Source organism: Acinetobacter rathckeae (assembly GCF_015627125.1).
GTDB classification, from domain to species: Bacteria; Pseudomonadota; Gammaproteobacteria; order Pseudomonadales; family Moraxellaceae; genus Acinetobacter; species Acinetobacter rathckeae.
The window spans coordinates 128,220-142,364 of sequence record NZ_VTDO01000006.1; the positions used below are offsets into that span (position 1 = coordinate 128,220).

General features: G+C 39.0%; 14 protein-coding genes and 1 tRNA gene. 7 read left to right on the forward strand and 8 right to left on the reverse strand.

Annotated elements, in window-relative coordinates:
- Positions 1-102: 102 nt before the first annotated feature.
- Positions 103-936: a 16S rRNA (cytidine(1402)-2'-O)-methyltransferase gene (rsmI, locus tag I2F31_RS10510; RefSeq protein ID WP_195769298.1), complete on the reverse strand. Its 834-nt coding sequence runs from the start codon at positions 934-936 to the stop codon at positions 103-105.
- Between the two features lie 84 nt (positions 937-1,020).
- Between rsmI and I2F31_RS10515 the strand changes: the two genes are divergently transcribed.
- The 3 genes from I2F31_RS10515 to I2F31_RS10525 are packed head-to-tail and all read left to right on the forward strand — an operon-like array spanning position 1,021 to position 3,038.
- On the forward strand, positions 1,021-1,422 hold the full coding sequence (locus tag I2F31_RS10515; protein WP_195769299.1) for a YraN family protein: 402 nt from the start codon (positions 1,021-1,023) through the stop codon (positions 1,420-1,422).
- 60 nt (positions 1,423-1,482) lie between these two features.
- Positions 1,483-2,145: a BON domain-containing protein gene (locus I2F31_RS10520; protein ID WP_195769300.1), complete on the forward strand. Its 663-nt coding sequence runs from the start codon at positions 1,483-1,485 to the stop codon at positions 2,143-2,145.
- A 14-nt stretch (positions 2,146-2,159) separates the two neighbouring features.
- Positions 2,160-3,038, forward strand: coding sequence for an alpha/beta hydrolase (locus I2F31_RS10525; RefSeq protein WP_195769301.1), 879 nt, complete (start codon positions 2,160-2,162; stop codon positions 3,036-3,038).
- On the opposite strand, the gene nudC is transcribed toward I2F31_RS10525, so the two are convergent.
- Both nudC and dnaQ read right to left on the reverse strand, forming a co-directional pair.
- On the reverse strand, positions 3,030-3,776 hold the full coding sequence (nudC, locus tag I2F31_RS10530) for an NAD(+) diphosphatase (RefSeq protein ID WP_195769302.1): 747 nt from the start codon (positions 3,774-3,776) through the stop codon (positions 3,030-3,032). The genes I2F31_RS10525 and nudC overlap by 9 nt on opposite strands.
- Positions 3,777-3,867: 91 nt before the next feature.
- Positions 3,868-5,181, reverse strand: coding sequence for a DNA polymerase III subunit epsilon (gene dnaQ, locus I2F31_RS10535; protein WP_195773879.1), 1,314 nt, complete (start codon positions 5,179-5,181; stop codon positions 3,868-3,870).
- Positions 5,182-5,380: 199 nt separating this feature from the next.
- On the opposite strand from dnaQ, the gene I2F31_RS10540 reads away from it, so the two are divergent.
- From I2F31_RS10540 to I2F31_RS10555, 4 genes are all read left to right on the forward strand, one after another.
- A complete protein-coding gene (locus tag I2F31_RS10540) occupies positions 5,381-8,245 on the forward strand; it encodes a LysM peptidoglycan-binding domain-containing protein (RefSeq protein WP_195769304.1) in 2,865 nt (954 codons plus the stop codon).
- A gap of 68 nt (positions 8,246-8,313) precedes the next feature.
- Positions 8,314-8,766 carry a hypothetical protein gene (locus I2F31_RS10545; protein ID WP_195769305.1) on the forward strand — a complete coding sequence of 151 codons (453 nt, stop codon included), beginning with the start codon at positions 8,314-8,316 and terminating at the stop codon, positions 8,764-8,766.
- A 118-nt stretch (positions 8,767-8,884) separates the two neighbouring features.
- Complete coding sequence (locus tag I2F31_RS10550) at positions 8,885-9,268, forward strand: glutamine amidotransferase-related protein (RefSeq protein ID WP_195769306.1); 384 nt, start codon at positions 8,885-8,887, stop codon at positions 9,266-9,268.
- Positions 9,269-9,292: 24 nt separating this feature from the next.
- Complete coding sequence (locus tag I2F31_RS10555; protein ID WP_195769307.1) at positions 9,293-9,610, forward strand: CTP synthase; 318 nt, start codon at positions 9,293-9,295, stop codon at positions 9,608-9,610.
- A 493-nt stretch (positions 9,611-10,103) separates the two neighbouring features.
- Here the strand turns inward: I2F31_RS10555 and I2F31_RS10560 are convergent.
- From I2F31_RS10560 to argG, 5 genes are all read right to left on the reverse strand, one after another.
- Positions 10,104-10,179: transfer RNA gene (locus tag I2F31_RS10560), tRNA-Glu, on the reverse strand.
- A 20-nt stretch (positions 10,180-10,199) separates the two neighbouring features.
- Positions 10,200-10,859, reverse strand: coding sequence for a ribonuclease T (gene rnt / locus I2F31_RS10565; RefSeq protein ID WP_195769308.1), 660 nt, complete (start codon positions 10,857-10,859; stop codon positions 10,200-10,202).
- Positions 10,844-11,878: a dihydroorotase gene (gene pyrC, locus I2F31_RS10570; protein WP_195773880.1), complete on the reverse strand. Its 1,035-nt coding sequence runs from the start codon at positions 11,876-11,878 to the stop codon at positions 10,844-10,846. Before pyrC ends, rnt begins: the two co-directional genes overlap by 16 nt.
- A 114-nt stretch (positions 11,879-11,992) precedes the next feature.
- Complete coding sequence (locus I2F31_RS10575; RefSeq protein ID WP_195769310.1) at positions 11,993-12,529, reverse strand: GNAT family N-acetyltransferase; 537 nt, start codon at positions 12,527-12,529, stop codon at positions 11,993-11,995.
- 195 nt (positions 12,530-12,724) lie between these two features.
- A complete protein-coding gene (argG, locus tag I2F31_RS10580) occupies positions 12,725-14,080 on the reverse strand; it encodes an argininosuccinate synthase (protein ID WP_195769346.1) in 1,356 nt (451 codons plus the stop codon).
- Between the last annotated feature and the right edge of the window lie 65 nt (positions 14,081-14,145).

The window sequence follows — 14,145 nt, forward strand, 5'->3', positions numbered from 1 at the left end:
TATCGATACAAGCTAAGTGTATTTTTCTATTTTCATTATATTATTTTATAGATAGAACGTAGTGGTGGCAATACAAAAATAGATTTGCCACCACATTTAAAATTATTGGTTGAGCTCTAAAGCGCGTTGGTATGCGACTTTCTTTTTAATATTAAATAAATCTGCGGCAATTTGTGCTGCTGTTTTTACAGACATGTCTTGTAGTAATCGCTGTAAGATATGGTCAAGCTTGGCTGTATTTAAATCCACTTTTTCAGTTGCACCTGCAACAATCAGGACAATTTCGCCTTTTTGTTGGTTACGGTCTTGTTCGACCCATTGTGCAAGTTCAGCTAATGTGGTTTTTTTGATGGTTTCAAAGGTTTTGGTAATTTCCCGAGCAAAGCCTACGCTACGATCTGCACCAAATACGCTGATCATATCTTGAATAGAGGCTAAAATACGGTGTGGTGCTTCGTAGAAAATAAGGGTTTGGCTTTCATCTTTGAGTTGTTCTAATGCGATTAGGCGTTGTGATGATTTTGATGGGAGGAAACCTTCAAAACTAAAACGGTCGCTTGGTAAACCAACAGCACTTAAGCCTGCAATAGCCGCACATGCACCAGGAATAGGAGTAACTTTAATATTGTGCTCTTGGGCTGCTCGGACTAACTTAAACCCAGGATCACTAATTAAGGGCGTGCCTGCATCGCTAATTAAAGCAATAGATTTGCCTTCCTGAAGTTGTTGTATAAGTTGTTCGATTTTATGTGATTCGTTGTGGTCGTGGCACGCTGTAAGTGGTGTGTTAATGTTAAAATGTTTGAGTAGCATGGCAGACTGACGCGTGTCTTCAGCGGCAATCAGGTCTACTTGACGTAATGTTTCTATAGCACGGTAAGTGATATCATCTAAGTGCCCAATTGGCGTTGCGACAACAAATAATTGAGCAGCCATAAGTATGATCTCGTCTTTATATTAAATAGGTAGTTTAACTGATTTTTCATGGCATTGTGAGAGATGTCGTTAAGTGAGTGGTTAATGGCACATCAAAATAAATTGGGGCAGTGGGCAGAGGCTGTTGCTTGTAAGCAGTTACAGCAAGCAGGTTTTGTAGTGTTATATCAAAATTACTTTTCTCGGTATGGTGAAATAGATCTTGTGGCTTTTAAAGGTGATTTAATCCTTTTTATTGAGGTCAAAGCTCGAGCAAGCACAGCCTATGGAACAAGTGTTGAGGCCATTTCTGAGCGTAAACAAGCAAAAATTATACAAACAGCAGAGTATTTCATCATGCAACATCCTCAGTACAGTGATTATAATTTTCGATTTGATGCGATTTGTATTGATTTAAAACATGTTATTGCAAAAAACACACAGCCAGATTTTTCTAAATTAGCGTATGATTTAACTTGGATTGAAAATGCATTTACTTTGAGTTAGTGGTGTTTTAGTGTTTTTAATTAATGAAATAACACTAAATGACACAGAAGGAGTTTTAAGGTGTCTAAGCGTATTATAGTGTCACTACTATGTGTAGCAAGTTTGTCAGGTTGTGCCAGTTTTATTGCAGGTGGTACGGGGTCTGCACCCGTAGGTACACAAAATGGGGTGCGTTCACTCGGTCAGGCTATTATTGATAAGTCGATCGAAAGAACAGCCTATATTAACTTATTTAAGTTAGATTATCGTTTTAGACAGTCACGTATTAATATCAATAGTTTCTTTGGCAGTGTACTACTGACAGGTCAAGTCCCTGATGCAAGTTTGAAAAAATTGGCTGAAGATAATTTAAAAGCCATGAGTGATGTTAAATCTGTGCATAATTACATTACTGTTGGGCCACAAATTAGCTACACCACCATTATGCAAGATACTGCCGTGACGGCAAATACGCGTGGTTTAATTGCAAAAGCATCTGTGATTTCTGACAGTAAAGTGTCTGTGCATACAGAAGATGGTGTTTTATATGTGATGGGGCGTTTAAATCAGGCAGAAATTACTGATTTAAAACAGGTATTAGAGCAAGTAGGGAACGTCACGAAAATAGTTACCCTTATTGACCCAATAGATGCAACAGGTGTAGTGCAACCAACGGTGCAAACCCCCGTTGCGATTGAGCAACCAAGCACACGTAGTGCAAATACGACCCCTTATACCAACTAATGATATGATCGCGAATGGGTAAAATGATAAAACGACAACGCATCACTACACGCATAAAAAAAGCACACCAAGCATGGAAAGACTTTCGCGCTTATGAAGTGGTGAGTCGTCGCTTGAATCAATCTATTGCAACAGATAAATTTTTTCTTACTGAAAATGTGGCCTATGGCGAACATGAGCGACAAAATTTTGACCTGTACCGTGCTGTGTCATCACGACAAGATCGTGCACTTATTGTTTTTGTACATGGTGGGACGTGGGCAAGAGGTGATAAGTCAGATTATGCTTTTGTGGCAGAGAGTTTTACACAAGATGGTTTTGATGTGTTGGTGTTGAATTATCGTTTAGCACCACAGCATCGTTTCCCAGACTATGTGTCTGACTTAATACATGCGGTCAATTATTTACATGCACAGCAACAAGAATTATCTATTTCTACTGAAAATTTAGTGTTGATGGGTCACTCTGCAGGCGCATTTAATATTATGTCTGCGTTGTATCACAAAGATGCTCAGGATGTATTTGATGGTATAGATCAGATTAAGGCTGTGATTGGTCTGGCAGGCCCATATCATTTTAACTATGCCAATGATAAAAATTTACAGCAGGCTTTTCCTGTAGATAAACACTACAAGCAGATCATGCCGTATTATTTTGTGACACAGAATCAGATTCAGCATCTTTTGCTGATTGCTGAGCTAGATCTGATTGTTGCATCACAAAACAGTAAAGACATGCATTATGCACTGTGTAGAGCGGGTAATCAGAGTGTGCTTGAGCGTGTACCCTATGCGGGGCATATTAGCTTGGTTGGCAGTTTATCGAGCCGTTTTAGTCACTACTTTGCAACCAAGCGTCTAATCTTAAATTACTTAAATCGGATTTTAGGCTAAAGTTTCATTGATCCATGCCGTAATTATTTTATGAGCAATACTGCCTGCAAATGGAATATCAGGCATGGCATTGCGGTCAAAAAATTGAGCATCTGCAATTTCATCTTCTTGTACGATAATATCACCGCTGTCATATTCAGCATGAAAGCCAAGCATGAGATTACTTGGAAATGGCCATGGTTGGCTTTCAAGGTAGCGAATATTTTTTACTTTAATACCGACTTCCTCTAATGTTTCTCTCGCCACAGCTTGCTCAAGTGTTTCACCCACCTCTACAAATCCTGCAATTAAACCGTACATATTGTCTTTACGGTGAATAGACTTTGCCAATAATACTTGGTCACCTTTGGTGATAATGGTAATAACACAAGGGTTAATGCGAGGATATTGGCGTAAGGTACAGCTAGGGCAACACATGCAGTATTCGCTCGCATGAGGTGTGGTTTTTTCACCACAGCGACCACAAAACTGATGGTTTTTTTTCCACTCAAGTAGTTGGATGGCACGGCTCGCCTCTTCGGCTTGGGTGTTTGACCAGTTTGGAATGAGTTGCCTTAATGCGACAAATTGAAAGCTTTGAGGAACGCTTTGGTGGCTTGGCCATTCTCTTGCCACAATACAGGGGGCTTTCTGCACAATCACGTCATCTGATTGTACCGTCAAAGAAGGCATATTGAAGGTGTCATCAACTAACAGTTGCTGTTGTTGATGTATATAAGCTTTGGCGAGTTTAGTCATGACTACAGCGTCTTTTTAGATTATGTTTTCATCAGCATAAATCATTCAGGGGGTAAATTAAATCTTTTACCGATTTTGCTGAAGCCCTTTTTTACGATGCTGTTGTGGTTTTTGAAAAAAAGCACGGCTCGCCATTTTTTGCTTCAATGTTTTTAACCCATGTGTTGTGTTGCTCAAGCTCGGCATCACTTGGTGTAATCACAGCGAGTTTAATATGACTGGCAATCGGGTTAAGCTGTTGTGTCTGCTCATTTTGGCTTTGATTGGCATGGTCAATGTCTAGTAAAACTTGACCACCTGTCATGGCCAAATAGACATCTGCTAAAATTTCGGCATCAAGGAGTGCGCCGTGGTAGGTTCGATCTCGTGCAGGTATATCATAACGTCTGACAAGCGCATCTAGAGAGTTTTTCTGCCCAGGGTGTTTGCTTTTGGCCATGACTAAAGTATCTGTTACTGCACACACCGTTGAAAGTTTAGGTAGCCCTGCTTTTTCAAACTCCATATTTAAGAAGTTCATATCAAACGTGGCGTTGTGGGCAATGATTTCCGCCCCTTGCAGGTAGTCAAATAATGGCTGAGCAATCTCTTGGTAAACGGGTTTGTCTTGCAAAAACTCATCTGTAATACCATGCACAGTCACAGAGTCGCCAACAGGTTTTTGCGGATTAATGTAAATATGAATCGAGCTACCTGTGAGTTTGCGGTTAATCATTTCAACGGCACCCACTTCAATAATGCGGTCGCTGTCTTGAAAGTAAAAACCAGTGGTCTCTGTATCTAGAATCAGTTGGCGTTCGCCGTGTAATTCCTGCTGTGCAGGGGTGATTTTGATATGTGGATGTTGTGTATGTGTTAATACAGTATGGTCTTCTGCTTCTGCTTCTGCTTCTGCTTCTGCTTCTGCTTCTGCTTCATCTAGTCCAAAAGGGTCGCTCAGTAACCAGTCTTGATCTTGGTTTGGTTTAGGATTTTTTTTTTCGCTCATGACCTGATTTGCTCCTAGATTTGCCAATTGATCTGCCATTTCGTTACCTGCATGCCCCGCATGGCCTTTAATCCAATGCCATGTAATGTCACGCCCTTGGCAGACGTCATCAAGTTGTTGCCATAAATCGGGGTTTTTGACATCTTTCCAATTTTTCTTTTTCCAGCCTGTAATCCATTCGGTAATACCACGTTTGACATAGATAGAATCTGTCCAAATAATCAGTGTGGCATCCGGAGGGCAAAATTTAATGCCTTCAATGGCTGCTGTGAGTTCCATACGGTTGTTGGTTGTGACTTCTGCACCACCATAGCGTTGGTGTTCGCCTTGCTCTGTCACAATATAAGCACCCCAGCCACCTAAACCAGGATTTCCTTTGCAAGCACCATCAACATAGAGTGTAATTGTTTGTGACATGATACAAAACCAAAACTAAAAATAGAGGAATAAAGCAGTATTCTAACCTGCGAACGAACCTGTTTGATTATAGCAGGTTGATTTTTTTATTTATTGTAACATTTAAGCTAAGTTTGCGAGTATTATTTACTTGTGCGAATTATTGGCTCGCATAAAATAGCTGAAAAATTAGTAGCTCACGACGCATTTGGGATTGTATATGTTTAAATCTACCACAGTACTGTGGCACTCGGCTCTATCTAACAAATTTAAAATGTCATTACTTGGCTCAACTGTTTTAGGGCTGCTGCTTACAACAGGTTGTGCATCGACATCAACAACATCTACAGTACATAAAACGCATACAGCAACAAATTCCCAAGCCAATAATGCCAATTCGGGCCTTTTAGATGCGAACTCTTTAGACTCATTAGAAGATTTATTGTCTGCAACAGATATGAGAGCGGTAGAGGGTGATCGCTTACTTATTTTAAAACATGGTGATGTGTGGAAACGTATGACCGTTGGTTTTAAAATGGATGAAACAAAATGGGACCCACGTATAGAAGCACAGCGGAATTGGTTTATTTCTCGTCAGCCGTATTTAGATCGTTTAAGTGCCCGAGCAAGTCGTTATTTGTATCATACTGTCAAAGAAGCAGAACGCCGTGGTATGCCAACAGAGTTGGCTTTATTACCTGTGATTGAAAGTTCATATGACCCCTCTGCAACCAGTTCAGCATCTGCAGCAGGGTTATGGCAGTTTATTCCAAGTACGGGAAAAATTTATGGCTTACAACAAACGGGTTCTTATGATGCTCGCCGTGATGTTGTTGAGTCGACACGTGCCGCATATGAATTTTTAGGTTCACTATATAACCAATTTGGTTCTTGGGAGTTGGCACTGGCGGCTTATAATGCAGGGCCGGGGCGTGTACAGCAAGCCATTAACCGTAATGCAGCAGCAGGCTTACCGACAGATTATTGGTCTTTAAAGCTTCCACCTGAAACGATGAACTACGTACCACGCTTTTTGGCGGTGGCACAAATTGTAAAAGACCAAAAAGCATATGGCATTACTTTACCGCCCATTGCAAACCGACCACATTTTAGAGAAGTTCAAGTTCAACCGGGTGTTTCTTTAGTACAAATTGCTGAGCTTACAGGTGTTTCTCGTAGTGAGTTATCTACATTAAACCCAGGGTATCGTGGTGATTTTATTGATGCTGCAAGCCCTGGTCGTGTATTAATCCCTTCGGATGTAAGCTTGAGTGTTGATCAAAGAGTATCTGCATTAAAAGGCAATGGTTCAGCATCACTATGGGTCAACACGAGCCCAGCGCCAGTTGTGATCAAACCAACACCAAATGCAATCACGCCTGTGGTGATTACACCACAGAAAAGAGTGACGCCTAAAGATGCCAATGACCTTGCTGCTTTTGCAAATAATGCAGATGTACCGAGTGCACCTCGTATACCGATTGCTGTGACGACAGCCTCTGATTTGAAAAAACCAATTAGTGTAGAACCACCAATTTCAGTGAAAGAGCGTGATCGTATTGTTGCTGAAATTAAAGCAGATGATGCTAAAGAAACGGTATCTTCTGTAGTACAACCAGTAGCAAATAATGCAGAACAGCAACAAGTGATTAGTGAACTAAAAGCAATTGCTCCAGCTGGTACAGAAGTTGTTGACCCGTATGATGGTAAAATTAAACTGACAGCGATTCAAACCAGTCAATCTATTGCAGACAGTCAAGGCAAAGAAGTCACCAAAAGTTTTGCTTCAGATGATAGTAAAGATAAACGGAATATAGAGAATAATCAGCCAAAAGGCACTCGTAGTACTTATACTGTTGCGGCGGGCGATACCTTAGCCACCATAGCTGCAAAAAATGGTGTGAGTTGGAGAGATATTGCCAAATGGAATCAGATTGATCCAAATGCATCATTATATGTGGGTAATATTTTGTATCTGTATGATGCCAAGCCACAACCTCAAACGACGAATGTGACTAAGCCTGAGGTTTATACGGTCAAAGCCAATGACAGTTTAACTGCACTTGCAAGTCAGTACGGTATTTCTATTAAAGACTTAGCGGATTGGAATGACTTACAGCCGAACAGTAATTTGATGGTAGGGCAAAAACTATATTTAAGAGAACCAAAAGAATCATCAGTTAGCACAAAGAGCACGAAAAATAAGCCAAAAACTGTTGTATATAGTGTGAGAAAAGGTGAGTCTTTAAGAATTATTGCTGAGCGTTATGATCTTTCTGTACAGGCATTGGCTGATTTAACCCCTAGCTTGACAGCATCATCTGGCTTAATGGTAGGTCAAAAAATTAATGTGCCACAAGGTGATAGCGATACAGATCAAAATGACAGGTCTCGTGATATATCACGTTTGAAAACCGAACTATATAAAGTTCAGCGTAAAGAAACATTTGCAGACATTGCAGATAAGTTTGATTTATCTGTTGCAGATTTGGCAAAAATTAACCAAGTGAAAGCCAATCATATGGTGAAAGTTGGACAAGTTATAAAAGTACCTAAGGTTGAGCAACCACAAGAATACATTGTGCAACGTGGTGATACTTTGGCAAGTATTGCGGCACATTTTAAATTCCAGCCAAATTATTTGGCTCGCATGAATGGCTTGTCTAGTAAGTCTACAGTGCGTGTTGGACAAAAGCTTACTTTAGTTGAAAAAGAAGAGCCTACAGAGGTAAGTAAGCCTGCAGCTAAGTCAGAAGCGTCGGCGAAGAAAGTTACGTCTACGCGTGCCACGGAAAGCTATACGGTTAAAGCAGGGGATTCATTTAATAGTATTGCTAAACGCTATGATTTAACCATCAAAGAATTAGCAGAAATGAATGCTATCTCTGTGAAGTCGATGCTAAAACCAGGACAAGAAATAGATGTACCAAAGAAAACCATTTCTTATAAAGTAAAATCTGGTGATAACTGGATTAAACTTGCGGCGAAGTATGATTTAGAGCCGAAGGATTTGGCCGACATGAATGATACATCAACAAGCAAAGCATTAAGAATTGGAGCAGTGATACAAGTTCCAAATAAGTAAGTAAATGTTTTATAAATAGATGCTTAAATATTTAGGCATCTATTTTTTATAAATACAAGAGTTTTAAGATGAGTGCAATTTTATTATTTGTTGTAGGGGGAGTTTTGGGTTTTATACTTGGTCGCAAATCTCATGGTAATCGGGTACAAAAGCCAATAAATAAAGAGATTGGAAAAGGCTATTCTTATAGTGAAAGACAGTATCGTAAAGTGGCCTACTTATCAGATGCTGATCGTATTAGAGCATTAAATCTATTGTCTGCCAATGCCAGTGTTTTTCTTCGACTTTTAAAACAAGAATTTCTTCACCATGAAGTCATTGTTAAAAATAAACGTTTTTTTATTGTAGATCGTGATCAATATCCAATTGCTATTTTTGAATATAGAGATGGAGAACATGCCATAAAAACCATGACAGTTGAAGATGGACTGCCTTTATTTTTATATAAGGGGATAATTTCTAGTGAAAAAATAAAGCAAGATGTGATATTAATTTATCAACAATACCCAAGAAAAGCCTAAAAGTTGATATGTGAGCTATGCTCATGATGAGATGACTTTTCATTGAGTGTAAATGTGGTGATTTCACTCACATACTCACTTATTCCATTTTAATAGACATAACAAAAGGTAAATACAATTGGATACATTAAGTAGTGCCCATATTTGTTTGTTAGGTGATTTTTCGGATCAAGTGGGAGCACATAAAGCAATTAATCAGTCACTTTGTATTGCATCATCTAAATACCAAGGCAGATTAACCTATCAGTGGGTAAAAACTAGTGATATTAGTGATGACATAGCTTCACAGTTTTCTATGTATGATGCGATTTGGTGTGTTCCTGGAAGCCCTTATGAAAATATGTCAGGGGTATTAAATGTTTTAAATTATGCTAGGACTCACAAAGTTCCTTTTTTGGGTACATGTGGTGGGTATCAGCATGCTTTAATTGAATATGCAAGAAACGTTTTATCAATTTTAGATGCTGATCATGCAGAAATTAATCCAGAATCTGAGATTTAATTAATAACACTTTTATCATGTGCAATGATAGAAAAGAGTGAGGTAGTATCTATAATAAGCACAACACTTTTACATTGTATATATGGTACAGACAAGGCAAAGGAGCAGTATCATTGTAGCTTTGGTCTAAATGAACAGTATCTTGCAAGTTTTGAATCGGATACATTTAAGTTTTCAGCATTTGATAATTCGGGGCATGTACGAGCATTTGAGATTTGTAATCATCCTTTTTTTATTGCAACATCTTATCAGCCAGAGCGTATGGCTTTTCAAAATATTTTACACCCTATTGTTGATCATTTTGTTTTGGCAGCCATCAAAAGAAGTAGTATTAATTCGTGAAACCTAATAGAAATTATTTGGTTTCTAAAAAGTGTTTAGGCTTAAGAAAAGCGGACTATTCTCTTTAGGAAGGATATAAGCTGACTTATATTCTAGGTTGGTTTTTAGTTTTAGATGAACTCTTGATTAATCTAACTACATTTTTGCATTGTGTCCAGAGATACATATTTATCGTAGGTATAGTGGCTTTCTTAAAAAAGTCTGAGTTCAGATCACTGACACTTCAGGAAGTAATGTTAATAATCATATTAAATGATGATGGTATAAGCGTATTTTTGAACTAAAAAAGTTGTTCTGGTTTTTATTTAAAGTCATTTAAAATACAGTCAACACTTTTGATGGGGAAAGAGAAAATTGGTTTTTTCTATATTACTCATTTGTTTAATTATATTTTTTGTTGTATTTGTAAAATCTAAAGAATTCGAGAAAAAGGATTGTTGAATTTTAAACATAAAAAAAGCTCGGTACTTAGTGACGGAGCTTTTTTAGAATTTGGCGTCCCTACGGGGATTCGAACCCCGGTTACCGCCGTGAAAGGGCGATGTCCTAGGCCTCTAGACGATAGGGACGTTTAGAAGATGACAGTATCTTATTGATCTGTCATCAAACTGTCAAGTGTTTGTGGGGAGAGTTTGTTTAAAATATAGCAAAACAACTCAGCTGTTTTTTGGGTGTCATATAGTGCAGAGTGTGCCTCTTTACCATCGAACTCAATGCCTGCTTGTATACAAGACTTAGCAAGTACAGTTTGTCCAAACATAACTGCACTTAAGGTCACTGTGTCGAAAACAGAGAAACTATGGAAAGGATTTTGATTTTTTGTGGCTGTACGTGCCACAGCGGCTTGTAAAAAGCTTAAATCAAAGTGTGCATTATGACCGACTAGCACAGCATGGCTGCACTTTTGTTGGCGACGCACTTCTGTAATTGCCTTGAAAATTCGTTTTAATGCACTGGTTTCATCTTCAGCCATGGCAATACGTAATGGGCTAAAAGGGTCTATACCAATAAATTCTAGCGAGCGTTTATCTAGGTTTGCACCAACAAATGGATTGATGTGTGCATGAATAGATGGGCCAGGCACAAACTGCCCAACGTCATTATAAATAATTGGAATACAGGCAATTTCTAGCAAAGCATCGGTTTGTGCATTAAATCCTGCTGTTTCAACATCAACAACAACAGGCAAGAAGCCTCGGAAACGTTGTCCAATGAGTGGTGTTTGTTCAGTTGTCACACTTTTCTCCATTGAAGCGTTTTTCCTGCAAATAATGGAATGATTTGTTGGTCTTCTAGATAATCGAATGATTCAGGAACGACAAAATCTTCTTTGATTAATGTGATCTGTTGCGTATTTCGCGGTAGACCATAAAAATCTGCACCAAAGTGGCTAGCAAAGCCTTCTAGACGTTCAATTTTTCCAACTTGATCAAACGCCTGAGCATAGAGTTCAATGGCGGTGACAGCACTATAACATCCTGCACAACCACATGCATTTTCTTTGGCGTCTTGTGCATGTGGGGCACTGTCTGTACCTAAGAAAAATTTAGGATTACCACTGGTTGCAACTTCAAGTAATGCAGATTGATGGCTTTGGCGTTTTAAAATAGGTAAACAGTAGAAGTGTGGTTTAATACCACCAACCAACATGTGATTACGGTTAAATAATAGATGTTGAGGGGTAATGGTTGCTGCAACTTTATGGCCTTGAGCAAGAACAAATTGTGCTGCATCTGCGGTTGTAATGTGTTCTAGTACGATTTTAAGTTCAGGAAATTGCTGAATAACAGGCTGTAATACTTCATCTAAAAAGCGTTTTTCACGGTCAAAAATGTCTATGTGTGAATGAGTGACTTCACCATGTAAAAGCAATGGGACTTGATGTTTTTCGAGTTGTTCAAGTACAGCATAGACATTACGTATATCACTTACACCATTTGCTGAATTGGTGGTTGCACCAGCAGGGTAAAGTTTAACGGCATTTACATGCTCAGATTGTTTTATTTTTTGAATTTCATCAGGAGAAGTATGATCTGTTAAATAGAGTACCATGCGAGGGTCAAAAGCCACGCCTTCAGGTACATGTGCCATAATACGGGCTCTGTAGGCAATCGCTTCTTCAACCGTTTTTACTGGTGGAACAAGGTTTGGCATGCAAATGGCACGGTGAAATTGGCTTGCAAGATCAGGAACAGTGCGTTCTAGGGCTTTACCATCTCTTAGGTGGGCATGCCAGTCATCTGGCTGAATCAGTGTTATTGTATTCACAGTGAAGTCTAATCGCTAAGGTGAGTAAATGATAATGCATAATTCCAAAAAAGCATAATCTCATCTGATAAGTTATATACCAATAGCACACTTGCTGGCTCTAAGGTGTTTGCTTTAGCTTGCGATAATGGCTGAATTCATCATTTTATAATAAATCGCAGTTGCCGAGTATTGACCATCTGAGCTTAATGCAAAATGAGGAATTACACCTGCACGAGTAAATCCTTGTTTAAGATATAGTTGCTCTGATACATCACCTAAGCGAGTATCTAATACCAGTAACTGTACATTTAAATCTATTGCACAGGTTTCTAGTGTTTTTAGCAGTAAGGTTGCAATGCCTTGTTTTCTGTATGATGACATCACCATCAGTTTTTCGACTTCAGCACGGTGCTGACCATTCTTTTTTTCAGTCAAAGACAGTTGAACACTACCAACCACTTGCTTATTTTGTATGGCAATAAATAAATTCTTTTGGTTACTTAAAACTTGCTTATTCAGCTGTTCTAAATAATCAGCCACTTCATGGGGCTGAGTGGGTGCTAAAAATCCAATAGAAGCACCGCTTTCAATACAGTCATTAAATAGTATGGTGAGTTGATTTTGAAATGGGGCAGGGTCTTGTATTTGTAAGATCTCTATAGCGTGCATGCTATTTTATTGGTCTAATTCTATTTCTATTGAATAAAAAAGATAAGTTAAAAGGTGTGATGTTTCAAGATATTTGGAAATAAAACTTCACTGGTTAAGATTTTGTTATTTTGGATGATGTGGCTATTTAGGCGGGATCTTGAAGAGGGGGTAAAACCACCTTAACTTAATTGAGCCAAGGTGGTATTTACTTGATTACTTTTTAGTCTCAAGCTGTGGTACAGCAGAACCTTGAGCAATAGACAATAAGCCTGTTTGGCTGTAAATGCCAAGCTTGCTACGAGTGTCTTTAATATCTAGGTTACGCATAGTAAGCTGACCAATACGATCCATTGGGCTAAAGCTTGAATCGCCTTTTTCCATGGTTAAGCGTTCAGCTTCATAGGTTAGGTTTTCAGATTCAGTATTTAAAATACTAAAGTCATTACCACGACGTAATTCAAGTGTTACTTTACCTGTAATGGCTTTGGCAACCCAACGCTGTGCTGTTTCACGTAGCATAAGCGCTTGAGAGTCGAACCAACGACCTTGGTAAAGTAAACGACCTAAACGTAAACCATTAATACGGTATTGTTCAATGGTGTCTTCGTTATGAATACCCGTCACTAAACGCTCGTATGCAATGTGCAATAACGCCATACCCGGTGCTTCATAAATACCGCGTGATTTTGCTTCAATAATACGGTTTTCAATTTGGTCTGACATACCTAGGCCATGACGACCGCCAATGGCATTGGCTTCTAAAATCAGGTCTACTGGGTTATCAAAACGTTTGCCGTTCAATGCAACTGGCATACCTTCTTCAAAAGTCACGCTTACTTCTTCAGCATCTACTTTTACATCATCACGCCAAAATGCAACGCCCATAATTGGGTCTACAATTTTAATGCCTGCATCTAAGTATTCTAGGTCTTTGGCTTCGTGTGTTGCACCTAGCATGTTTGAGTCAGTTGAGTAAGCTTTTTCTTTTGACATTTTATAGTCAAAGCCATTGTCGATCAAAAATTGTGACATTTCTGCACGACCGCCAAGTTCATCAATAAACTGTTGGTCTAACCAAGGCTTATAGATTTTTAGGTTCGGGTTAGTGAGCAGACCATAACGGTAGAAACGCTCAATATCGTTACCTTTATAGGTAGAACCGTCACCCCAAATGTTAACGTCATCTTCTTTCATGGCTGTAACAAGCATTGTTCCTGTCACCGCACGACCAAGTGGCGTAGTGTTAAAGTAAGGAATACCACCTGTACTGATGTGGAATGCACCACATTGAATCGCAGCAATACCTTCTAGTGCAAGTTGCAAACGGCAATCGATAAGGCGAGCTTTTACCGCACCATACTGTTCAGCTTTTCTTGGAATCGCTTGGTAGTCGTCTTCGTCAGGCTGGCCTAAGTCTGCAGTATACGCATAAGGTTCTGCACCTTTTTGTTTCATCCACAGTAAAGCAGCAGAAGTATCTAAGCCACCAGAAAAAGCAATACCTACTTTTTTACCTACAGGTATGCTTTGCAAAATTGTTGCATGATCAGTCATTGTAGATCCTAATATTTTAAACCCATTACCATTAATGGGCATCATTGAAAGAATTTTGTTCTATTCTATAAGTTTTGTTC

What these genes read in the sequence shown, in the direction of transcription:
- I2F31_RS10515 (WP_195769299.1), top strand. Translation starts at nt 1,021, where the DNA reads ATGGCACATCAAAATAAATTGGGGCAGTGGGCAGAGGCTGTTGCTTGT.
- rnt (WP_195769308.1), bottom strand. Translation starts at nt 10,859, where the DNA reads ATGGAGAAAAGTGTGACAACTGAACAAACACCACTCATTGGACAACGT.
- I2F31_RS10575 (WP_195769310.1), bottom strand. Translation starts at nt 12,529, where the DNA reads ATGCACGCTATAGAGATCTTACAAATACAAGACCCTGCCCCATTTCAA.
- I2F31_RS10555 (WP_195769307.1), top strand. Translation starts at nt 9,293, where the DNA reads ATGATAGAAAAGAGTGAGGTAGTATCTATAATAAGCACAACACTTTTA.
- nudC (WP_195769302.1), bottom strand. Translation starts at nt 3,776, where the DNA reads ATGACTAAACTCGCCAAAGCTTATATACATCAACAACAGCAACTGTTA.
- I2F31_RS10540 (WP_195769304.1), top strand. Translation starts at nt 5,381, where the DNA reads ATGTTTAAATCTACCACAGTACTGTGGCACTCGGCTCTATCTAACAAA.
- I2F31_RS10525 (WP_195769301.1), top strand. Translation starts at nt 2,160, where the DNA reads ATGGGTAAAATGATAAAACGACAACGCATCACTACACGCATAAAAAAA.
- rsmI (WP_195769298.1), bottom strand. Translation starts at nt 936, where the DNA reads ATGGCTGCTCAATTATTTGTTGTCGCAACGCCAATTGGGCACTTAGAT.
- dnaQ (WP_195773879.1), bottom strand. Translation starts at nt 5,181, where the DNA reads ATGTCACAAACAATTACACTCTATGTTGATGGTGCTTGCAAAGGAAAT.
- I2F31_RS10545 (WP_195769305.1), top strand. Translation starts at nt 8,314, where the DNA reads ATGAGTGCAATTTTATTATTTGTTGTAGGGGGAGTTTTGGGTTTTATA.